Here is a 21907-nt window from a genome sequence, read left to right as displayed (position 1 = left end):
ACCGAGCACCGCCGACCGATTGATCGTTTCGACGGGAGCTACAGCCGCAATGAGCGCACGGGTCTAGGCCGATACCACTGGACCGATCTTGACGTCCCCAAGGCACCGCCACGGCCCTGATCTACATACGGCTCGGGGCGCCATCTGAAGGTCCCACCAGTAGGACGCGCTTCATGCAGGCCAAGATCCACTTCGTGGCTAACGATTCCATCTGCCACAGCGGCGACAGTAGGCGTCGGTGGTGCATTAGGGTACGAGCGGTGTACTCATACTGAAGAGGTGGATGGGTTCTGTGTGGCCGCGCAGTAGATGACGGCCTTCGTCGGCGAACTGCGCAGCCAGACCATCACTGCCTTCGGCATAAAGCGCGTCCATGACGCTGCCGGTAACGAGAATCGATACGTCCAGAAGCCGACATTGCGCCTCGACTAAGCTCGCGACATTGACCGTGTCACCGACGACGGTGAGCTCCAGCTGACGGTCGCCGCCAACGTCGCCAAACACAACATCACCGTGGTGAATACCGACCGCAACCCGAATGGCCACCTCGCCGAGCTGATATCGTTCAGCATTCCAGAGAGAAATAGCTGTTTGGATGTCGATCGCCGACCGCACCGCGTTCGTGACGTCTGCTGCAGAGGGCATCGGCAAACCGAACACTGCCATCAGGCCGTCCCCCAAGAACTTGTCGATCGTACCATTGTTGGCGAATACGGCGCTGCTCAATCGCGCCAGCAAATCGCGCAACATGACAATCACCGCCTCCGGTCGCAGGCGCGCACAATGGGCCGAGAAGCCGACCATATCGACGAACATCACCGCCGAAGATTGCTTGTGCGTAATTGGCAGCCTTTCGTCGGCATCCATCAATTGATCGACAAGGCGTGGCGAGAAAAAGCGGGCCAAGTTCGCGCGCTGCCGCTCCGTATGCTTCAGGCGCTCATTCACGGCTCGGTTTCTGAGCACCAGGAACGTTGTGATACCGATCGCTGTTAGGCCAATGCTGGCCCGGATCGGCGGCGTTCCTGCGAACGTGGTGCCGTGCACCATAACATAGCTGGCCAATGTCAGCCCAGCGCAACCGGCCGCCGCTTGCAGCACGGTACGTCGTTGGCTGGAGGTGTCGACAATAAGGACAACGACCACGTACAGGACGGCGACGCTGAACTCTAAAGGGCTGAACGTGTCGAGGAGGAAGACAATCGCCGCCAGCATAATGGCAGCAACAGGAGCGACGAACCCCGGCGCCACGATCTTCGAAATCGGAGATCTTGGCGTCATTGCATGCCTGTGAGATGCCGCGGAGAGAGTATCTCGCGCGTTCGATGTGCGCTGCACACGGTTAAGCTCATGCCGTGCGTCCGACACCGTCAGTCGGTGCTACACTCAACCCTGACTGTCGGAGATCAGAATTGCGCGTCGCCGCCGTCCCTGTGGACTTGAGGCGGCAGGTCCCCGTCGCCAACCCATCGCAAGGCGACGACGACCCAAGAGTTGCGGCTGTGGACTTGATGACGCTACGACGTCGCTTGGGCCCGTGCACCGTTCGGTAAGCGGAAGGGGCGCCGTCGCAACAGTTGCTCCAGAGGCTTGATGCCTTCGTCGTATCGAGTTGTAGAAGGCCAGCTCCTCGGTTCGCATCCCCGCCAATCCGAAGAAGACCGGATCTTGGTCGTATTTCCCTCATAGATCGTAACAACGACTGCAGCGCGCCATCTTTGTTCACGGCGTGGGGGCACATGCTACCCAGGCCGAAAGTGTCATGACCCAAGCAGCGAGGTTGCGGGCGGCGCACATATGTATGAATCATCGGCTCTCTTGGGTGCGTGCGTTACGCTGCCTGCAGCACTAGAACGATGCCCAAAGATGGCAACGCCACGCAGACGGATCACACAAACTAAAGCATTACCAGAAATTGTCGATTGAACCTTCGCACATGTTTATTGAACCACCGGCACAATCCATCGGTGGGCATTAGTTGTGTACGATCTTCACGTTGGAAAGGAGCATCGTGATGACGCAGACGTATGTCGCGGCCGACGCTACCAGTGTCTCCCGCGAAGACCTTCCGATTCGAACCGCTACGTCAATGATGGCGTGGCGCGTCCATGAGTACGGACCGCCGGAGGTCATGAAGTTCGAGCGCATCCGCCGACCTGATCCTAGCCCTGGCGAGGTCCTCGTGAGGGTGAAGGCCGCAGGCGTAGGTCTATGGGACGGCTGGATCAGGGCTGGGCGAGGGGCCCAGCCGGAACCGCTTCCATTGACGCTCGGGTCCGACCTCGCAGGTGAAGTCGTCGCCGTGGGGCCCGGGGTTTCGCCCCCTCTCCTCGGCGAGGAGATTTATGGCGTGACGAACCCTCAGTTTGTCGGGGCCTATGCGGAGTACGCCCTGGCCGCGGCTTCGATGGTCGCGCGCAAACCCGCGTCCCTCAACTACATCGACGCAGCCGGCGTACCCGTTGTTACTGTAACGGCCCGACAATCCCTATTCGACCATGCCAGGCTCACGGCGGGGCAGACCGTCGTGATCCATGGTGGTGCCGGAGCTGTAGGCGCCTATGCCATCCAGCTCGCGCGTCAGGCAGACGTGCATGTCGTCGCCACCGCATCGGCGGACGATGCGCCGTTCGTTCGCGAGCTAGGCGCAGACACGGTCATCGACTACAGGACCCAACGGTTCGAGGACAAGGTGCGGGATGCCGACGCTGTGATCGATCTCGTGGGTGGCGAAACGCAGAAGCGCTCGTTCCAGGTCCTGCGCCGCGGCGGCAAGCTGATTTCGACGGTCTCCAAGCCGGACCAGGCCACAGCGCGACAGCACGGCGTCGAGGCGGCCTTCTTCCTCGTCAAGGTGACGACCGAGGAGCTGACTGGAATCGCAATGCTCATCGACGAGGGAAAGCTGCGGGTCGGGCCCAGCATGGTCCTGCCCCTTGCCGAGGCAACCCAAGCGCATCGGATGCTGGAAGGCCAGCAACCCCGCCCGAAGGGCAAAATCATCCTGGCGACGCCACCCTTGTGAAGGAAGCAATAACATGTCCGCACACTCTCCTGCTCTCGCCATTCCAGATTCGCTTCTCGCCAGGGAAGCCACCGGCATCCTGCGCGAGCATTCCGGAAACCTGCTCTTTAACCACTCGGTACGGGTCTACCTATTCGCCGCCGAGCAGGGTCGCCAGCGCAAGCTGCGGTTTGATACGGAGCTCCTGTACATCGCCGCGGCTTTTCATGATCTGGGCCTGACCAGGACGTTCTCCAGCGAGAGCGAACGTTTCGAAGTCGACGGCGCCAATGCCGCGCGCCAGTTCCTCGCCACGCACGACGTGCCCGAAGAGCAGATTCGGACTGTGTGGGAAGCCATCGCCTTGCACACCACGCCGGGCGTCACCCACCACATGCAGCCCGAAGTGGCGCTGCTCTATACGGGCGTCGGCCTCGACGTGCTGGGGCGTGGCTTCGACCAGTTCCCGGCCGACGTGCGCGAGCAAATCGTCGCCAAGTACCCGCGCAAGCATTTCAGGGACGACTTCATCAAGGCGTACTTCGCCGGATTCTCGCACAAGCCCCACACGACGTATGGCACCGTGAACGCCGGCGTCTGTGAACGCTTCATCCCGGACTTCAAGAGTCCCAATGCGGCCGACCTGATCGCTTCATCACCTTTCCCGGATACCCCATAATCCCTGAAGCACCCTGGTCCGACAGGGTCACGCACTTCCCTTCAGTCTTTGCCTCTTTGTCGCTGCTCATCCGCTTCGCAATTGCATGGGGAGACGCGTGGGGTAGGCGACAATGCTGGGTTCGCGGTTCAACCGCAAAAGAAAATCACTTCGACTGTCGTACGCGCCGGTCCTATAGCAGCCTGTTTGGACACTCTCCGCGCGACGAGTCGATGAGACCGTCCAAGTATGTCGGGTAGCCTTTGGGTTTTCGATTTCAAATAACGCATCGTAGTCGATTGTCGGGAACCACGTGAGCGCCATGGCTGCATCGCTGACGTCACTTCTCTGGTCGACCCTCGGTGCTTTCGCCACCGGTACCGAAGGCTTCATGATCGCCGGGTTGCTCCCGGTCTGGCTGCGCTGCTAGCTGTTCTTAGGCGTCGTTGAAGGGACCAATTCCGAATGATGGAGCTTGAGATGGTCATGGACGGCGCAGTCCGCGCAAGCAGACTTATAAGGTGCACAAGTGTTTAGGCATCGGCCAAGATCGGAGGAAATGAATGTCCAGCGCAACGGATAAAGTCGCAATTGTCACAGGCGGCTCGCGCGGCATCGGTGCAGCAATCTCGCGAAGGCTTGCCGCCGACGGCTTCAGGCTTGTCATCAACTATGCTGGTAACGCAACGGAGGCACAGGCGCTGGTTGAAACGCTAACCCAAACCGGTGCCCACGCGGTAGCCGTGCAGGGCGATGTAAGCGACGCTGCAGCGGTCTCGGCTGTTTTCGATGCCGCAGACACGATATTCGGCGGGATTGACGTTCTGGTGAACAATGCCGGCATCATGTCTCTCGCCAACGTAGTAGATACGGACGACGCGATCTTCGATCGAATAGTCGCCGTAAATTTGAAGGGAACGCTTAACACATTGCGTGAAGCGGCGCGGCGCTTGCGCTCAGGCGGTCGCATCGTGAATCTATCGACCAGTCAGGTGGGCTTGTTCCATCCGACGTATGGTGTCTATGCCGCCACTAAGGCCGGTGTAGAAGCGCTGACGCGAGTTCTGTCGAAGGAGCTGCGTGGCCGCAATATCAACGTGAACGCGGTGGCCCCAGGACCAACCGCAACGGATCTTTTTTTTGCAAGGCAAATCACAAGAGGAGATAGAACGGTTCACTAGGCTTGCTCCGCTTGAAAGACTCGGCATGCCACCTGACATTGCGGCAGTTGTTGCGTTCCTCGCCGGACCCGATGGCGCTTGGATTAACGGGCAAGTGGTGCGCTCTAATGGCGGTATCGTCTGACCTAATCGCGGGTCAATCGAAGGTCCAGAGGGTGGCGCAGGTACTCGATGGTCCGGACCCTGAATCGTCAGACCAGTTCCATACTCCTTGCTGGACGCTCTCTCAAAGCGGGCGATGCGCTGTTCATGCGGGGATTGAGCAGCAGTCGTTGCGTCGGGCGCACTGACGCTCGTCGTGCCGCTGTCTGCCGACGAGAAGGCATTTGCCCGATCGTCGGATAGCCAATCCATATTAATGCTTCTGCCGAAGCAATCCGCGCTCATGGCGATCGAGGTCCGCCAGGGCCGGTGATGATCAAAGGCAGTGGCGCCGATAGCTGAGCAGCCTACGGTATCTACGACCGCAATCCGTTAAGTGGCGCCGGGTGTGCTGACACAGTGCGGTTGTGAGAAAGCTTACATCAATCGAAAGAATGTCCTAGGGCGCCACTTCATAATCAAACAACTGTTGCAGCATTGATGGAGGATGCATGTACAGCGTTGCGCTATCAATGACCACTTCGATGACAGGTCGAGGATGGTTTCAGCTGTCATTGGTTGCTCTCGTGGGTATCTGCGCGGTCGCGGCCGCAGAAACCTTAGACTTCAACAGAGACGCAGTGGTGGAATTTCCGCTCCCGCTATGCACAGCTGAGGGGGCGTCGGGGTCGTCGCTCGACAAGGTGGAGATAGTCAGGTCATACGCATTACCCGACATACCGGGGAAGCGAGTAACAGTTGTCCGGGTGACGTACGGGCCAGGGGGCTTTACTCCGCCGCATCGTCATGGTGGTACGGTTACGGCTTACATCACCAAAGGCCAGATCAAGTCTCAACTCAAAGGGGGGCCTTTGGAGACATACGATGTGGGGCAGTCGTTCTTTGAACCCCCGGGCGCTATACACCTAGTGTCTGCAAACGCCAGCAACACCGAATGGGCGGAATTGATCGCGATTGTTGTTGCCGATGACGGTGCACAATTGACGACCCTTATCGACCCTTGAGGAAGGGTCATGTTCCTGATCGCAGACCGCTCATCACCATCTTTCGGCGAGGTGTTGGATGTCGTTCGCCAGCACTTTGCCGATCTGAAGACAAAGGGACCTGCAGTGGATCAAGTAATCATCGCGACCCAACCGCTGAGTTCGATTCAGCCTCGGATCAATACGTCATCTACCCGACGTTCTTACGCGACCGGCTTGTCCTGACCGTTAGTAACTCACTGGGAGGCGTGCCCTTAGCTCCCTCAATCACTGCATGTTCCGGCCATCACAGTATCAAGTCGCAACGGTAGGAATCCATGACCGACAACGACGCGGAAATGCAGGCGCCAAACGTTCGCCCGTACGTGCAAGAGCGACTGCCGGCGTTCACGCAGCAGGTAGGCCTTGCGGAACTGTCAGCTGCAATCGCGCATGAGGTGAACCAACCGCTGACAGCGGCGCTCGCCAATGCTTATGCTTGCGAAAGCTGGCTATCGGCCAGTCCCCCCGACATTAAACGTGCGCAGATTGCGTCCCAAAGCTTCACCCGCGAGGTCAATAGGGCTGCTAATATCGTCAAAAGCATTCGTGCCCTTTTTGAACAGAGCCCGACTGCGAGGTCACCTGCCAACATCAACGAAGTCGTCTTTGAGGTCTGCCAGCTGATGCGAGCCGAACTCAGGGCCGGAAATGTCGAAGTGTGTCACGACCTCCCTAGCGGTCTTCCTTTAGCGGTCATTGATCGCGTGCAGATTCAGCAGGTCCTAATCAACCTGATCCGTAATGCCATAGAAGCCTTGGGTTCGACGCCCACGCCTGCCGCACAGCTCAGGATCCGTTCCCTTTTGACCGCCCGTAGACAAATATGCATTGAAGTAGCGGACGAAGCAGGAGGGCTGCAGCACCCGGAACGGCTATTCGAGCCCTTTTTCACTACGAAGCCGGACGGCATGGGCATGGGGCTTGCCATTTGCCGGTCCATCGTCGAGGCCCACAATGGGCGACTATGGGCCCAGAAGAACCAACCAGTAGGAACCCGGTTCCTCTTCACTCTTCCGATTTGGGAGTCGACGCCACAATAACAACGGAAAGTATGCTTGGCGAGGTCAAGACCCTGGTGCTCGAAGCGCGTGACGGGGTTTTGATTAAAGACTTGCAGCTATGCCACATAACCCTTTGGCGAAGGCCGTGAAGTGAATGGGCTCGAGGTGGTGGAGACCTTATGTTGTTGTCGTTGGCGGAAGGCCAGAAGCTGTGGATCGTGATGCAGAGCCTGAACGGATCGCGCCGGGACTTGGTGACCCTGCAAAGCGCGGCCATTGTCCAAGGTTTCTAGCGCAAGGTGTGCCACAGCCCGCAAAGCACGCGGGTTGACTGGCTGGTTCACGACGGCTTTCGACTCACCTCTGTTGGTGATGATGTTGGTGGCCGCCACTATGCATAGCGGGTCAGGGAATCCTTCCTGCTGCAGCTGTTTCAATTCCAGGATAGTGCGCTGCCGCAGGGTCCGCGCGGCATGTCTTCAACCTACCAACTTGGCGGCGATCCTCGCGACGTAGCGGCCTTGGAAACGCGCACCGTCGAGCTCGACCCGGGACGGTTGACGGGTTCCATCACCGCCCGCGATCGTTGACGCCCCGTAGGGCGAATTCCCCATCACGTCGGAAACGCCCATCTGGCCCTGGAACGCGTAGGGTAAGCCGACAATGATCATCCCCAGATGCAGCAGCACTGGGTGGAAGGTCAGCAGCGTTGACTCCTGACCGCCATGTTGGGTAGCTGAGGAGCAAAAGACCGATCCAACTTTGCCAACAAGTGCGCCGCTTGCCCAAAGCGGACCGGTTTGGTCGATGAAGTTTTTCATCTGCGCGGTCATGTTCCCGTACCTGGTCCCAGTCCCGAAGATGATTGCATCGTACTCGAGGAGCTCGTTCACGATGGCAACAGGCGCTTTCTGGTCGAGCTTGAAACCGGACTTTTGCGCGATTTCCTCCGGTACGAGCTCCGGAACACGTCTGATCGCAACGTCTGCACCAGCTTCACCTGCACCAGCGGCGACCGCCTCGGCCATCTTCTCGATGTGGCCGAAAGCCGAGTAGTAAAGTACCAGCACCTTTGTCACTGGTTCCGTCCTCCTTGGTGGTGAATATCAGTTCTGAGCACTACGTAGCGCCGTCCGTCAGGTGGGCCAGGTGAGGCATAGATGGCCGAGCAGAAATTCTGTCGGGCGTAGTTCATGTCCTTCAGTGCCAGGACAGCGGCTTGACGTTGCCAACCCATTGAGACGCAGCAAATTGATCACGACCGGCCTCGCCATTGTTCGCTGGGAGTCCAATTAAGGAGACGGCACCACGTTGTGGTTAAGCCGGAACATGTTGGTCGGGTCGTAGGTCTTCTTGATGGACGACAACCGCGCGTAACGTTCCGAGCCGTAGATCGCCGCGGCATCGCCCGCCTCGTCCGGCGCGAGATTGTTCGCGTTGCGCCGGTCACCCTGCCAGGGCCTCATTCCATCGAGCAACTCGGCTACCGATCTCTTGAGTTGCTGCTCCTGCGTGAGAGGACCGACGGAGACGCCCAGCAGACTGTACGGCAGGCCCCTGGTCGCTACTGCGTTGGGCACCGCCGGCTCCCGGTCCCACGCCCCGCCGAGGGCACGCAGCTCAGCGAGCACCAGTTCGGTGTTTGCTTCGGGACCGACGAGTTCGATCAGTTTGTCCTGAGCCTGCGCAGGGAATTCCCGCAGCATGATACCACGTTCGTAGTAGGGTACCGGGTCGGTCGGCTCGTTGTGAATCGACGCGACGTTGGCGTACGGCATGTCTGCCACGGTATCCAGAGCTACCGGAGCTACTCTTCGTAGCGGCCTTATCATGCGCTCGCCGTCCGCGGTCTTACCGTTGTAGGCGATCCGCACCGCCACCAGAAACTTGCCACGCAGAGGGGCAGGCACCTCGGGCACTGCCGGCATCCGCATAACTGCGAACGACGTGACCATGTTTTCCGGCGTGCCCGGGTGCCAAGCGGCCCAAGCGCGCAGAACGACAGCCATCTGCTCGCCGGGGAAGAAGAGGCCACCGCCGTAAAGGCGCGCAACCGGGAACAAGTCGAATTTCAGCGCTGTCACTACGCCAAAGTTGCCCTTGCAACCCCGCAGAGCCCAGAAAAGGTCGGGTTCCGACTCCGCGTCGATATGCCTGAGTTGGCTATCAGCGGTCACCACGTCCAGGGCGCGCACGTGGTCGGCGGCGTAACCCTGGGAGCGGCCCAGTGTCGGGCTGAGCCCGCCTCCCAACGTGTAACCGGCGACTCCGACCGTGGGATTCGCGCCGTTGAGGGGGGCAAGTCCGGCCTTTGCCGCTTCTTTGACGACCTCGGACCATATCGCTCCCGCACCAACGCGGGCTGTGCGACCCATCGCATCGATCGCTACCTCATTCATTCGCCTGGTCGCGATGACAACGGCGTCACGCGCTTGGCCGACCACTTGGTGCCCAGTGGTTTTCACCATGACCGGCCGAGACTGCCTTGCCGCGAAAGTGACGGCGGCCTGCACATCAGCGGCACTCTCTGGCACCACAATCACTGCGGGTAACAATTCGTGATTCAGATTCCAGACGGCTCGTTCGTCGTCGTATCCCGCGTCGCCCGGCAATAGAACAGAACCCGCGACCGTGGCCACGAGAGACTCAGCATCCTCTGGCAACACCGGCGGCAAAGGCAGACCGTTACAAGTCATGACATACATCCTACTCTTTAGTGTGTCGTAGCCGCTCGCAGAGTCTTGGGTCGCGCGCGCCTTCAAGAACACCGATGGGGAGGCCGGAACGCGTTCCCAAAGCGAGTTGCCAGACGGGTCTATGCATATTTCGCCATAGAGCCCGCGATGGACAATGAATGCGATCCTGCGGATCAGGACAGCTCGACGTCGTTTCCTGACAAATGCCCCTCGGAGCCTTCGCGATGTAGAACGCAGCGAGCTAGCGGCCAGATGATGCCGTGAGTTATTCCGCCCCCGTCGAGTGGCGCGGTATTGGACAGCATGCCGCTCCAGACGGATGCTGAACACGATCCTCACTAGGTGAGCGGCGGTCGCTTCCCATCATGCTGCATAGGAAAGGAGTCAAAGAGACGCAGCTCGATCAACAAATGCTCTGCGCTCTTTGACCGACTGGAAGCAGGCGGTTCGCCGTCGCCGCAGTGTCCGATTGTTGGCCGCCGGATTAGTGTCGAAGTCATCCGCTTTCAGGGCGGCCGCCAGCCGTCGCAGGTGCGATTGGCGCCTATTGGTTGGTGCAGTCCAGGTCGTTGACCGAGCCGCCCCTACAGCTCACCTCGTCGAGACGTCTGTCGCCGGCATGGAGATTGGTTGCCGCGAGAACCTCGTTACCAGGAACTCCCTGTGTCGCGATGGAGCCCCGATCAAACAACCTTCACCGTCCTCCGGATCAGGACACCTCGCCGTCGTTTCCTGACAAATGCTCTCGGAGTTTCGCAACAGCAGAAGGGCAGCGGTCTGGCTATTCCGCTTCCCCCCGACGGAAGCTGGAGCGGTATTGGACAGGCGTCACGCCCAGTCGGATCTTGAACACAATCCTCATTCGGTCCGCCGACCCGAAGCCGCAATCGAAGGCGATAGCCTTCAGCGACCGGTCGCTTCCTTCTAGCATCATACGTGCCGCATTGATGCGGGCGCACTCGATGAATTGATGCGGTGTGACGCCGGTCTCCTCCATAAAGTGGCGAGCCAAAGTCCGAGGACTCGTCCGAATAACTGCGGCGAGTGACTCCAGAGTGTGGCGATCCCTAATGTTAGCCATTACATGGTCTTGAATGCGAACCATCGGCGACTCCGGATCGGCCGGTGCCATGAGATAGGGGCTGAACTGCGATTGTCCACCCTGGCGCTGAGCAACCAAGACCAGGCGCTTGGCAACCTTCAGCGCCGTTTGTGCGCCGTGCTGTTGCCGGACGAGCGCCAAGCCCAGATCTATTCCCGCGGTCACACCTGCCGCGGTGATCAGGCGGCCATCGCGGACATAGATCAGATCCGGTTCGACCTTTGCCTTTGGGAACTTGGCCGCCAGCGCGTCTGCATCCTGCCAATGGGTCGTCACCCGCCGATCGTCCAGGAGGCCCGCATAGCCAAGGACAAACGCCCCTGTGCAGATCGATCCGTAAACGCTCGAGCGCCACGGCAAGTCTTTGACCCACCGTAGAAGGTACGGATCTGGTTCCGCTCCCGGCGGAGTGGGAGCGCCCGCCACTAGGGTAATGTCGAAGCCGCCCGTCGCTTCCTCGAAGGTCAGGTCGGCGACCAGCCGTATGCCGTTCGAGGTGCGCAGTGGATCGCGGTGCGCGGCAATCAAGACCGTTTCGTAGTGGTCGGCCTTGTCGAGAAATGTGTTCGCCTCGCTGAAAACATCCATCGGACCGGCGACGTCCAGGGCTTGGACGCCCTCGTAGACCACTATCGCAACAGTCTGTACGGGCATCTCTCACCGCCTTCGCACTTTAGGTGGGCTGCCAACGCATGTTTGCAAACTGTGTCATTTTTCACTCACTCGCGGTTGCCGATGCACCGGCGCGCTTGGCCCGGCCGGCCAAGTCGAACCTGCAGAAGGCTTTCGCACGACTCGACGTGTCAATGCTGTCCTTTGCCGGTTCTTAATCCGTCTGGTTCAACGCAGGCCAGCGGCAAACTTGTGTAGCAGAGCAAGATCGGCAACTGACACCCAGTGCGGCGCTCACAAGAGGACTGATGGAATACCGTCTGCTCACGGTGTTTCCGGAGCGGCGCAAACTGTCGTGGATAGCGAGCCATATCCTTGGCGGCAGCGGGAATGAGTTCGCGTCTCCTCTGGAGTCAATATGTGAGCTCGTCTCTGTAGCCTGCGTGAAGCTAGTGCGATCCCGGGCCTCAAGCTTGTGCTGAAGTGGCCGAAAGCCAGGTAGTAAAGTACCAGCACCTTCGTCAGTGGTTTCGTCCTGCTTAGGGGTGAACATCAGTTGTGAGCGCGCCGTAGCCGCCGTCCGTCAGGTGGGCCAGGCTGAGGCCAGGATTATCGAGCAGAAATTCTGACGCACGTAGTTCATGTCCTTCAATGCCAGCACGTCGGCCTTGACGTTCCCGAACGTCGTAAGCGGCTTCTTGGCAATGCCGTTGGCGAAGTGATCGATGATGTTCTCCTTGAAATTTTCCTCGCGGGGATGATGCGCGCAGACATGGTCGCGCTGCTCGTGCGTGAAGTCGCGATAGGCGATGCCAAGCACGTCCATCTCCACGCCGGCGGTCACCAGCGCGATCGTCGGGCGCATGTGCTCGGAGATACCCGGTGTCGTGTGCAGCGCGATGGCCGTCCAGACGTCCTCGACATCGCGTTCCGGTACTCCGTAGCTCTTCATGAAGTCGCGCGCGGTGTTCGCACCGTCCACCTCGAAGCGCAGGTCGGGACTCGAGTATTTCTCCGTGAGGCCCATGTCGTGGAACAGGGCGCCGAGGTAGAGCAGCTCTGGGTCGTATTTCAGCTCGCGACGCTCACCGGTCAGCGCGCCCCAGAAAAAGACCCTGCGGCTGTGGTTGTAAAGAAGATCGTCTTCGGTATCGCGGACGAGCTGCGTCGCAGCGCGACAAATGGCGCCATGTGGCACGCGGATACCGGCAATGATCTCTGACATGATGGTCTCCTTCATTGGATCTGGATAGTGGAACCGGACTTTCCGCAAGCCGACCGGACCTTCGAGCTGGTTCGCTCTGCCTTTAAATGGGTTACCAGCTGCGCAAGTATGGCGCGTACCCCGTCTACGACCAGAAGCCATCCACCGGCCAGTATGACGATGTCTTTGAGAACGAGGCGGCCCGCTCCAGATAGATACGGGAAACCGTGTTGTGCATCGCCGAGAGCAGGCACCCAGGCTTCGGGCGTCGTTACCAGGAAGGAAAGGGTCACTAACGGTGTGAGGAACGCCAAGATGGCTCCCGCTAGCCCCAAGCGAGCCGTCAGGAGGCCGGACAGGACCAAGAGCCCAATGAACACCTCGACAAGGCCTAGGCCGATCGAGAAAGCATATGTGTTGTTGGCTGTCTGCCAGTCCCGCTCAGCGGGCTTGAGCTCGCCTTCCCGCGTTAGGTGGCGCTTGTAGTCCTCAGGATGCTTGTAGAAGAAGTACATGGCGGGACTGTTGGCCACGAACGGTGTGATGCTGTCCGCTTCGTACGGTGCGAACTTCAACGCTCCGATCCACAGGAAGACGATTGCGATCGAAACGCGGAGAGCTCCAACGCCAATCCGTTCCGACATGGCACCGGCGATTGGGCGCAGCAGGCGAAGTACAAGCTCGGTCATTGGAAGCTCTCCTTGGCCGGCCTCCGTGGCCGGGCTTCTCAGGGACGTTTAGGTTGGGCTTCTCTGTTCCGCTGCCAATCGATGTGGCAGCAGCAGCAATTCCACGCGGAGAATCCGCCATCAGTAGTGTGCATGGAGCCCGTACTAATGCTGGCGAGGGGCCCAGCAACACTGTTCAGCAATGTCGCTCCGCTGAATGTGCCGTTTGATAACCATGAAGCGGCGGACCGCTCCTGCCTTCGGACGTGCCGATAGAGAGATTATGGGCCTTGCAAAAAGAAACTCCTTTCCGTGGTGCTCCCCGTGGAACAGCGGGGAAAGAAGAGGACGTTAGCGCCAATGCGCTACCTGCTCTTTCGAAGCCGCATGCTCGTATTGAGATTGCACGACGGTGTTTCTGGATAGTCTTTGGTACTCATATCGAAGGGCGGAGATATGTGCCCCTGCAGTGCAGTCTTCTGGTGGAGGTCGCAGTAGCGCGACCAGTGACATCGTGTTGGTTAAAGCGTTAAAGCCGTTGGCTTGCGGCATCATGAGTGTCAAGCAGCCTCGCTAGCAAATCCTTAGTCGACGGTTGCAGCCTAACCAGCCGACGAATAGTCGGTAGTGCGCTTTCGAAAAGGTGCACGCAGTCGAAAGAGTGTCGACTAGCTCAACGTTATGATCAGCTAGTCACCCGATTTCGTCTTCATTCTCCCGATATGGAAGTCGACTCGCCAATGATGGCCGGCAGCTGTTCGTGGCGGGCGACAGGAGGAAAGCAAGTGATGAAGCAATTCGAATCAATCGTACGCCGTGAAGGATCACCGTCAGTAGCGAGTGATAAGACGGTCCCGCTCGTTCTCATCATCGACGACGATGCCGCCATTCGTCGTTCCCTTAGCGAACTCATGATGTCGGTCGGAATCGACTGCATCGGCTTTGCCTCAGCGCGGTCCTTCCTCGAGGCGGTGCTGCCCGACCGAGCGGGGTGTCTCATTCTTGACGTGCGCATGCCGGAGGTGAGTGGTCTCGAATTGCAGTGCCAGCTTCGCTCCGATGGCTATACGAAGCCGGTAGTTTTTGTCACGGGCTATGGAGATGTTGAGCTAGCCGTCCGCGCTATGCGCGCCGGAGCAATCGACTTCCTTACAAAGCCTTTCCGGGCCCAGACCTTACTGGACGCGGTGAACGTCGCCATTGAGAAAGATGTTTCGCTGCGGGCAGAGGCCAAGGCCATCAAGGGTCATGTCGACCGACTGTCCACGCTGACGCCGCGCCAACGCCAAGTACTTCACTATGTAGCTCTCGGTAAACTAAACAAGCAGATCGCATTCGAATTGGGCATCACCGAGCAGACGGTCAAGGTGCACCGCGGCAGTGTGAAGAGGAAGTTGCAAGCTGCGTCCGTCGGAGAGGTTGTCCGCGCATGGAACGCATTGCCCATCGATGTCCGTAACACGTGCAGTTTGAATTGCGCCGGGCATGCAAGCTAGGGGGCCGGGTCGTAGGTCGGCTTGAGAAACCGGCCTGAGCGGCCTTCCGGTTCAGCGTGATACAGGCGCTTAGCCAAGCGTCCTGTAGGATCGCGCTGGCGTCATCAAGCTGATCTCATAACAAGGTCTCGCGCGATCAGACGAAGAAGGGAAAGACGAGCTGGCAGGCTCCGCGATAGTCGAGCCGGAAGTGAACGTCGAACACCAAGGGGATGACATTGGCCGGTCAGTGCGAAGCTACTGCGTGAGGATGGCCTCATGAGCGTCACGACAGCGCGAAGCCCGAGGCTTTTTGCCGGCGTTCCTTCCGCCTCCTGGGCGTTTGGCATCCGCGTGTGGCTCGCTGTCGTCATGGCCCTGTACGCAGGCTTCTGGCTCGAGCTCGAGTCACCGGCTTCCGCCGCCATTACCGTTGGAATCCTGGCGGTCAGGACGCGCGGGCAAGCCTTGGAAAAGGCCGCATTCCGGTTTTCCGGGACGATCATCGGCGTGATCGCGTCGATCGTCCTCGTCGGCAGCCTGTCGCAGGCGAGAGACCTGCTTTTCTTCGCGTTCTCGGCCTGGATCGGCTTTAGCATCTATGTGGCCGCACTGTCGGATGGCTTCCGAGCCTATGGGGCGGTTCTCTCCGGCTACACGGTGGCGCTCGTCGCCATTCAGCAGATCGACACTCCTAACAATGTCTTCAACTTCGGTATGCAGCGTGGAGCTGCGATTGCGCTGGGAATCGCCGCCATTGCCATCGTGAACGACCTGCTGATCGCGCCAGACAAGTACCTAGAGTTGGCCACTCAGCTTGCCTCTCTTCATGGCCGTGTCCGCGATCAGGCAAACGCCGTGATTCTCACCGAGGCAACTGATCCCGTAGCGACGGCGGGGCTCTTGCGTGAAATCGCCGCGCTACGCTCCGAGATCTCCAGCCTGCAGACCGAATCGAGCGATGGCCCGGCCAGGAATGCAGCCGCGCGTGGTACGGCCGTGGCGCTGGTGGCGGAAATTCATGCGGTGCGCGTCCTAGAGGCTCTGCCGATCGACGTCGACTCCACCATCCGCGATCGCAGGACGTCCCTGTTCGAAGAGGAGGCTGGTGACGGGTGCGCCAGGACCGACAACATGAGTTCCACCCTAAAGTGGGCCTTTGGCGAGTTGCGGCGACGAGATCAGGACGTGCGCGAGGGTCTGGCGGCACTGCGATCGGGTACCTGGCCGGCGCGCACATGGCGCACACCCTTCTACGCATGCCAGCGCCTCGCCGCCGAGACGGGCGTGCGGGCCTCCCTCTGGATCGCCCTGGCGTCGATCGGCTTCATCCTGGCCGGCTGGCCCGCGGCGGAGGTCTGCCTCGTACAGCTCACGGCCTTCGTCGGATTGGGCGTGCTTACGCCCAATCCCCGCGCCTTCTCAGTCGTGGCGCTCATTGGCTCCCCAATAGGGGCCGTCCTTGCCGGCGTGCTCGACTTCGTGATTCTCGACGGCGTCACGGATTTTCCGCAGCTGGCGCTGGCGCTTGCTCCTTTTATGATCGGCGCGGCCGTCTTGACGAGCCTGCCGAACCCACTGTTGGCCGGCCTCGGCCGGTTGAACCTGATCGTCATCCTGGTCGTCGCCGGGCTGGGCAATCCCCAAACTTACAATGCGCAAGTCTTTCTGGAGACCGCTCTGCTTAGCTGCCTCTGTCCTGTGGTGTTGTTGGCAGCGCAGCTCCTTATCCCGCCTGTTTCGGATGAGCGCCGGCGGCTGCTGCTGATGGCTTCAGTCCGCCGTGACAACGAACCGGTGTCGTCGAGGTGGGCGCAGTGTTACACACCGGAAGAAGCGATGTTTCGTGACGCCGTGCGGATCGGCCAGATCGCCGGCGTCGCTGGGCCGCAGCAGCGGGGCCTCCTGGAGGAAGCCCTTACTCTGTTCGACCAGGCCGCGATCATTCAGTTGTGCGGTACCAGCCTGCGCGATTTCGCCGGCAGCCCACTGGAAAGTCTTGCAGCTCAGGCGCGGGAGGCTTTGATTAGCCGGGATGCTCGATCCATTCGCCGGGCCGCTTCGGACATGCAGGAGGCAGCACCCGAAGACCCGCGCGCGCAGGCAACGAGCGCCGCTCTCCAGGTCACATGCCTTGTCATGGAGGGCAGGAGGCAATGACACATCGCTTCGCCGAGCTGGTGGTCGGTGACGTTCTGCTGGCGCCGTTCGTCACCTACATGGTGGCAGCCTTGGTGATGTTCGTGCTTCTGCGGCCGATCCTGCATTGGTCAGGATTCGCGAGACTATTCAGTCACCCGTCGATTGCCGAACTCAGCATCTACGTGATGGTCCTGGGTATGCTCACAGTGCTCTTCTAGGGTGCCTATGGACGTTACCGAACCCCGCGGCCGGTGTATGCCGCCGGAACTGCAAATCCGACAACCGGCTGTGGAGGTGGTCCGACTTGTTCCGCAGTCCGCCGTTGCTAGGCGTCGGGCGCTCCGGCAGAGGAAGCGCGCGGCGATTGAGAGGCGTCGCCGCCTGATCCACCTGTTGCTGTCCTGGGCCAACAGACTGGCAGCCATGCTTGTGCCGTGGGCGCGCAGACTGGCAACGCTGGCGATCATGTTTGTTGCGGGTGTCATGGGCCTGGTGACTTGGGATTACTATGTCTCGGCGCCGTGGACCCGCGATGGCCGGGTGCGCGTGCACGTCGCCAGCGTGGCGCCGCAAATATCCGGTCAGATTACAGAACAGCGCATCGTCGATAACCAGTTCGTTCACAAGGGCGACGTGCTTTACGTTATCGATCCTTTCGACTTCGCTGTCGCCGTGCGCACGAACAAGGCGATGGTAGAGCAGAAAGCGGCGGATCTGCAGGTTAAGCAGGTGCAGTCCGACCGGCGCCAGCACCTGACGAACCTGGCCACGACCCCGGAGGAGCAGCAGGTCTTTGCCGGGACCGCGCTGCAGGCCAAGGCGGCGTTCGAAATGGCCCGTCAGCAGCTGGCCCAAGCCGAGATAAATCTGCGACGCACCGAGATCCGCAGCCCTGTGAGCGGTTATATCACTAACCTGTTGATCGGCGTTGGCGACTATGCGCAGCAGGGAAGTGTCATCGTTTCCGTCATCGACAGCGAGAGCTACTGGATCGACGGCTACTTCGAAGAGACCAAGACGGCGCGAGTCTGCGTCGGGGACCGCGTCGAGGCCAAGCTGATGGGCTACGCCCAGCCGGTCCTAGGACACGTCTCGACGATAACGCGGGGCATCAGCGTATCGAATGCGTCGCCCAGCACACAGGGCCTACCCAATGTCGACCCGGTGTACACCTGGGTCCGTTTAGCGCAGCGCGTGCCAGTTCGGATCACGATCGATAAGGTCCCGCCCGGCGTTCCACTGGTCGCTGGCATGACGGCGACGGTGACGGTCCTGCCGCCGGCCGGCGCCACCCGCCCCAACGCATTCGACGCCACCATTACGGAGATCAATGCCCGGCTTGCGGACGTTTTTGAGGGCCCCCCCGCTAGGCCCGACTGCATTCCGGCCATCGCGCCAAACCCCGGGCGCACGCAGTCGCTCCAAGTGGAAGTCGAGGAACCAAGTCTCACGCCGGCGCAGATAAATCCCGGCCTTGCGCCCGGGATGAGCGCTTCGCCACGGAATCGTTGATCGGGCACCCAGACTCATGAAGGCGATCTACGGCGATGCCGCGACCGCTGGCAACGATTGGGCCTACGACTGGCTGCCCAAGCTAGATGTCTCCCTGTAAGACATCGTCCGCGTCTTCGAGGTGTGGAGAAGAGCGAGATGAATGGCTACATCTGCCAGGGCTTCAACCCGTGCAGGCATTCTCGGACCGCGGCAACATTTGAGGCTAGGACCGTCCACTCCACGCGCGTTGGCTTAGGAGATCCTGAGGGCCGGGAATAGCCAGGGTTGATTGGGTCTCCCCCGGTAGTCCACCCGGATCAGGGGCCGCCCTTTGTCCCCAATCCATCGCACTGGGTGACGATCCTGCGGCAGGCAGTCCGTCATTTCCGGCTCCAGGGCCCGCAGCGCGAGGCTTCCCAGGAACAGGTGGTGGTTCCGTCCGTTAAGTCTAAAGTGATCGTTTCCGGGGTCCTTCCGTAGATCGCCTTTGCCGGTCTTGAAACCCGTTTGAGAATTCCGAAGGATCATGGGCCGACTCCAACAGAAACACACTGAAAGCGATTCGATGGAATACGGTCCGCTCAAACTCGTACCGGAACGGCGTGAATTGGTCGTCGATGGCGAACCCATATCTATCGGCAGCAGGGCCTATGAGATCGCCCGTCTCCTAGTGGAGGCAAAAGGTGACCTCGTTTCTAAAGACGAGATCCTGAGGCGGGTTTGGCCGGCCCCCCCTGTCGAAGAGAACAATATTCAGGTCGCGATCTCCGCATTGCGCAAGGCGCTGGGGAACCATGCCGCGGCGATCCGTACAGTATCGGGGCGTGGCTACCGACTGGTCCTGTCGAGTGCTAGGACCAATCTGCCGGCCAACACTCGTTCGCTCATCGGACGGGAGGGTGTCGTCGCGCACCTTCAAGGCTTGCTGGAGAAGCATCCCATCGTGACGTTGACCGGCGCAGGCGGCATGGGAAAGACCTGTCTTGCATTAGAGGCAGCGCGCGGCCTGCTATCGCACTTCACCGATGGGGTCTGGTTGGTCGAGATGGCCTCGCTGAGCGATGGCAGCGCCGTTGCACATGCCGTCGCGTCAGTGCTTCGTCTCGACATTCCGGACAACCTTGCGCAGCCAAAGCGAATTGCCTCGCTTCTTGCGTCGCGCAAACTTCTGCTCGTGTTGGACAACTGCGAACACGTTGTCGACTCGGTCGCCGAGCTTGCCTACACCATTGCCATCTCGAACCCGGCCCTGCGCGTGCTCACGACAAGCCGCGAGCCGTTGCGTACGGCAGGGGAAATCCTCTACCGGATTTCGCCACTGGCTGTTCCACCCGAGGCCATGGCAGACGTAAACCGCCTGATCGACTATGGTGCCGTTCAGCTGTTCGTCGCTCGAACCCGTGCAATGGGAGCGGATGTCGCGCTTGATCCGGCGAACGTCAAAGCTATGGCTGCTATTTGCCGTCGGTTGGATGGCATTCCCCTCGCCATCGAGATTGCCGCGTCGCGGGCGGCGACCTTGGGAATTGTCGAGCTGTCCAGACACCTAGATGATGTGTTCCGGCTGTTGACGAGCGGTTTTCGCACTGCCCTGCCGCGCCATCGGACGCTGCGTGCGACGCTTGACTGGAGCTATGACCTGCTCACGGAAGCTGAGCGGCGAGGATTGCAGCGCCTAGCCGTGCCCGTCGGACGATTCACTCTGCGGATGGCCACGGCGTTGCTCGCCGACGGCGGGGACGTTGGCGACCCAGAGGTAGTGCTTGAAGGACTTGTCGAGAAGTCGCTCGTCGTGGCCGACTCTGTAAATGGTGAGATGAGATATCACCTTCTCGACACGACCAGGGTCTACGGCCAGTCGCGGCTTCGGGACAGCGGCGAGTTCGACACGGTGGCACGGCTCCATGCGAAATACTGCCTAGGTGTATTTGCCTCCGCGGAGTCTGACTGGCAGGGGAATGCGCAAGCCGATTCGCTGGACGAGCTTGAGTACATGGACCTGCTTGGCAATGCGCGTGCGGCGATAGACTGGGCGTTTTCATCCAACGGCGACGCGGCGCTGGGCCTATGCCTGATCGTTGCCGCCGTGCCTGTCTGGATGTTTTTCTCAATGGCAATGGAGTGCCGCCAATACATGGTGCGCGCTTTGGCGATGTTTGCGGCCAATCCGCAGCCCGACCCCGATCTGGAGATGAGGTTGCTGACCGCGCACGGCATGGCCCTGCTCTCGACGATGGGCTCAGGCACGGATGCGCGGCAGGCGTTCACCCGCAGCCTTCACATTGCTGATCGACTCGACAATCGAGACTACCGGCTGCGGAATTTGTGGGGACTGTGCTCACTTTGCTTAAACGACGGCGACTTTCGCGCTGCCCGGAAACTGGCGGACCGCTTTTACGACTTTGCGCGCGCAGCCGGCGATCCCAACGCTACTGCTTGGGCTGAGTTGCTTTTGGGCGGCGTGATCTCTGTTCTTGGCGAACTGAGCTTGGGTCGGCGTTATGTCGAAGCCGTTGTTCAGCGGGCGGAAGCCGACGTCCTCAATCCATCGCCAAACCGCTTCCTGTTCAATCGCCGCGTTCTTGCCCTGGGGTTGCTTGGCAGCATCCTATGGCAGCAAGGCTACGCCGACGAATGCAAACGTTGCCTGGACGAGAGCGTGAATGAAGCGCTTTCTGGTGCGGATGTCCTTTCGCTGTGCAACACGCTAGCGAACTGGGTGTGCGTGCTGACGCTAGAGCGGGGCGATCTGCCCGATGCCCAGCGATACATGACCATGATGGTAGAGCACGCCGCGCGTTATCAACTCGACTTTTGGCTCTTGTGGGCGCGCTGCTTCAAGGGCGCCCTGATGACACGACAGGGCGATCTGGCGCAAGGGCTTTGCATTCTGCGCGCAAGCTTCGCTGAACTTGGGAGTAGGGATCGGCATCCGCGATTCACGAAGCTCCGCGCCCTCTATGCTGACGCACTTTACAGAGCCGGGCACGAATCCGAAGCGCTGGCCGTTTCCGAGGCCGGGTTGTTGATGGCCGAGCGCGACGGGCATCTATGGATGCTCCCTGAATTTTTTCGCATTAAGGGCTGTGCGCTCTGGCAGCAAACAGGCGGCAGGACCTGTCCAGAAACGAGCAGGCTTCTCAATGAAGGCATGAACTTGGCACGCCGACAGGGCTCGCTGTGGGCCCAACTCCGTATTGCGACTAGCCTCGTTCGAGTAAACCGGCCAAACGGGCGTCTCGATGAAGCCCTGGCCATGCTGCGCGATACCTACGCCCGGTTTGGTGACGGCTTCGGCACACCGGACCTCGTAGAGGCGCAGGAACTTCTAAAAGAGGCCGGCTAAACTACAGTCTTGAGACTGCCTCGCTGGCACCTGTTACGTCACTCCTGCAGCAAGCGCGGGGTCAGCCATGCCAGCAACCGCGCATAGACCCGGCGTTGCATCCCTGCGCCTCGTAGCTCGGGTGAGAATCCGAGATGCCGCACGGTGTTGCCGGAGATTTTTCGAGTCCAAGTGCTGCACTCCGATACCCAACTTCT

The 21907-nt window shown here is 60.1% G+C and carries 16 protein-coding genes and 2 pseudogenes; 12 read left to right on the top strand and 6 right to left on the bottom strand.

What is annotated here, in order from left to right; genetic code table 11:
* Positions 1 to 246: 246 nt before the first annotated feature.
* Positions 247 to 1251, bottom strand: a complete 1005-nt coding sequence (locus RSO01_RS34395) for an adenylate/guanylate cyclase domain-containing protein (RefSeq protein WP_170303571.1) — start codon at positions 1249 to 1251, stop codon at positions 247 to 249.
* 838 nt (positions 1252 to 2089) lie between these two features.
* Here RSO01_RS34395 and RSO01_RS34390 point away from each other — a divergent pair.
* From RSO01_RS34390 to RSO01_RS34365, 6 genes and pseudogenes are all read left to right on the top strand, one after another.
* Positions 2090 to 3025, top strand: a complete 936-nt coding sequence (locus RSO01_RS34390; RefSeq protein WP_147155126.1) for an NADP-dependent oxidoreductase — start codon at positions 2090 to 2092, stop codon at positions 3023 to 3025.
* A 13-nt stretch (positions 3026 to 3038) separates the two neighbouring features.
* Positions 3039 to 3683 carry an HD domain-containing protein gene (locus RSO01_RS34385; RefSeq protein WP_147155121.1) on the top strand — a complete coding sequence of 215 codons (645 nt, stop codon included), beginning with the start codon at positions 3039 to 3041 and terminating at the stop codon, positions 3681 to 3683.
* Positions 3684 to 4225: 542 nt separating this feature from the next.
* Positions 4226 to 4967 (top strand): annotated as a pseudogene (locus tag RSO01_RS34380) (SDR family oxidoreductase).
* A gap of 490 nt (positions 4968 to 5457) precedes the next feature.
* Entirely contained in the window at positions 5458 to 5949 is a 492-nt protein-coding gene (locus RSO01_RS34375) for a cupin domain-containing protein (RefSeq protein ID WP_147155125.1), read from the top strand.
* 9 nt (positions 5950 to 5958) lie between these two features.
* Entirely contained in the window at positions 5959 to 6153 is a 195-nt protein-coding gene (locus RSO01_RS34370; RefSeq protein ID WP_147155119.1) for a hypothetical protein, read from the top strand.
* A 92-nt stretch (positions 6154 to 6245) separates the two neighbouring features.
* Positions 6246 to 7010 carry a sensor histidine kinase gene (locus RSO01_RS34365; RefSeq protein WP_147155117.1) on the top strand — a complete coding sequence of 255 codons (765 nt, stop codon included), beginning with the start codon at positions 6246 to 6248 and terminating at the stop codon, positions 7008 to 7010.
* A 440-nt stretch (positions 7011 to 7450) separates the two neighbouring features.
* Here the strand turns inward: RSO01_RS34365 and wrbA are convergent, their stop codons facing one another.
* The 5 genes from wrbA to rclC form a co-directional block, all read right to left on the bottom strand.
* Positions 7451 to 8050: an NAD(P)H:quinone oxidoreductase gene (wrbA, locus tag RSO01_RS34360; protein ID WP_147155116.1), complete on the bottom strand. Its 600-nt coding sequence runs from the start codon at positions 8048 to 8050 to the stop codon at positions 7451 to 7453.
* 213 nt (positions 8051 to 8263) lie between these two features.
* Positions 8264 to 9667, bottom strand: coding sequence for an FAD-binding oxidoreductase (locus RSO01_RS34355; RefSeq protein WP_147155114.1), 1404 nt, complete (start codon positions 9665 to 9667; stop codon positions 8264 to 8266).
* Between the two features lie 781 nt (positions 9668 to 10448).
* Positions 10449 to 11423, bottom strand: a complete 975-nt coding sequence (locus tag RSO01_RS34350) for a GlxA family transcriptional regulator (protein ID WP_147155112.1) — start codon at positions 11421 to 11423, stop codon at positions 10449 to 10451.
* A 541-nt stretch (positions 11424 to 11964) separates the two neighbouring features.
* Entirely contained in the window at positions 11965 to 12606 is a 642-nt protein-coding gene (locus RSO01_RS34345) for an HD domain-containing protein (RefSeq protein ID WP_147155111.1), read from the bottom strand.
* Positions 12607 to 12617: 11 nt separating this feature from the next.
* Positions 12618 to 13274: a reactive chlorine resistance membrane protein RclC gene (gene rclC / locus RSO01_RS34340; protein WP_147155109.1), complete on the bottom strand. Its 657-nt coding sequence runs from the start codon at positions 13272 to 13274 to the stop codon at positions 12618 to 12620.
* Positions 13275 to 14041: 767 nt separating this feature from the next.
* Between rclC and RSO01_RS34335 the strand changes: the two genes are divergently transcribed.
* From RSO01_RS34335 to RSO01_RS34315, 6 genes and pseudogenes are all read left to right on the top strand, one after another.
* Entirely contained in the window at positions 14042 to 14749 is a 708-nt protein-coding gene (locus RSO01_RS34335) for a response regulator transcription factor (protein ID WP_147155108.1), read from the top strand.
* Between the two features lie 258 nt (positions 14750 to 15007).
* A complete protein-coding gene (locus RSO01_RS34330) occupies positions 15008 to 16888 on the top strand; it encodes an FUSC family protein (protein WP_147155106.1) in 1881 nt (626 codons plus the stop codon).
* Positions 16885 to 17088 carry a DUF1656 domain-containing protein gene (locus tag RSO01_RS34325; protein WP_147155104.1) on the top strand — a complete coding sequence of 68 codons (204 nt, stop codon included), beginning with the start codon at positions 16885 to 16887 and terminating at the stop codon, positions 17086 to 17088. Before RSO01_RS34330 ends, RSO01_RS34325 begins: the two co-directional genes overlap by 4 nt.
* A gap of 205 nt (positions 17089 to 17293) precedes the next feature.
* Complete coding sequence (locus RSO01_RS34320) at positions 17294 to 18382, top strand: HlyD family secretion protein (protein WP_246159012.1); 1089 nt, start codon at positions 17294 to 17296, stop codon at positions 18380 to 18382.
* Between the two features lie 19 nt (positions 18383 to 18401).
* Positions 18402 to 18582: pseudogene (locus RSO01_RS50030) on the top strand (hypothetical protein); the annotation flags it as partial.
* A gap of 347 nt (positions 18583 to 18929) precedes the next feature.
* Entirely contained in the window at positions 18930 to 21710 is a 2781-nt protein-coding gene (locus RSO01_RS34315; RefSeq protein WP_170303570.1) for an ATP-binding protein, read from the top strand.
* Positions 21711 to 21907 lie beyond the last annotated feature (197 nt).

This window comes from Reyranella soli, assembly GCF_007992495.1.
GTDB classification, from domain to species: Bacteria; Pseudomonadota; Alphaproteobacteria; order Reyranellales; family Reyranellaceae; genus Reyranella; species Reyranella soli.
The sequence above is the reverse complement of the archived record's forward strand: the minus strand, read 5'-3'. Positions and strand labels throughout refer to the sequence as shown.

Excerpts from the sequence above, each read along its gene's own strand:
- RSO01_RS34385 (WP_147155121.1), top strand. The coding sequence starts at position 3,039 with ATGTCCGCACACTCTCCTGCTCTCGCCATTCCAGATTCGCTTCTCGCC.
- RSO01_RS34330 (WP_147155106.1), top strand. The coding sequence starts at position 15,008 with ATGAGCGTCACGACAGCGCGAAGCCCGAGGCTTTTTGCCGGCGTTCCT.
- RSO01_RS34370 (WP_147155119.1), top strand. The coding sequence starts at position 5,959 with ATGTTCCTGATCGCAGACCGCTCATCACCATCTTTCGGCGAGGTGTTG.
- RSO01_RS34375 (WP_147155125.1), top strand. The coding sequence starts at position 5,458 with ATGACCACTTCGATGACAGGTCGAGGATGGTTTCAGCTGTCATTGGTT.
- RSO01_RS34315 (WP_170303570.1), top strand. The coding sequence starts at position 18,930 with ATGGAATACGGTCCGCTCAAACTCGTACCGGAACGGCGTGAATTGGTC.
- RSO01_RS34325 (WP_147155104.1), top strand. The coding sequence starts at position 16,885 with ATGACACATCGCTTCGCCGAGCTGGTGGTCGGTGACGTTCTGCTGGCG.
- RSO01_RS34345 (WP_147155111.1), bottom strand. The coding sequence starts at position 12,606 with ATGTCAGAGATCATTGCCGGTATCCGCGTGCCACATGGCGCCATTTGT.
- RSO01_RS34365 (WP_147155117.1), top strand. The coding sequence starts at position 6,246 with ATGACCGACAACGACGCGGAAATGCAGGCGCCAAACGTTCGCCCGTAC.
- RSO01_RS34335 (WP_147155108.1), top strand. The coding sequence starts at position 14,042 with ATGAAGCAATTCGAATCAATCGTACGCCGTGAAGGATCACCGTCAGTA.
- RSO01_RS34390 (WP_147155126.1), top strand. The coding sequence starts at position 2,090 with ATGATGGCGTGGCGCGTCCATGAGTACGGACCGCCGGAGGTCATGAAG.
- RSO01_RS34355 (WP_147155114.1), bottom strand. The coding sequence starts at position 9,667 with ATGACTTGTAACGGTCTGCCTTTGCCGCCGGTGTTGCCAGAGGATGCT.
- RSO01_RS34320 (WP_246159012.1), top strand. The coding sequence starts at position 17,294 with ATGCTTGTGCCGTGGGCGCGCAGACTGGCAACGCTGGCGATCATGTTT.
- rclC (WP_147155109.1), bottom strand. The coding sequence starts at position 13,274 with ATGACCGAGCTTGTACTTCGCCTGCTGCGCCCAATCGCCGGTGCCATG.
- RSO01_RS34350 (WP_147155112.1), bottom strand. The coding sequence starts at position 11,423 with ATGCCCGTACAGACTGTTGCGATAGTGGTCTACGAGGGCGTCCAAGCC.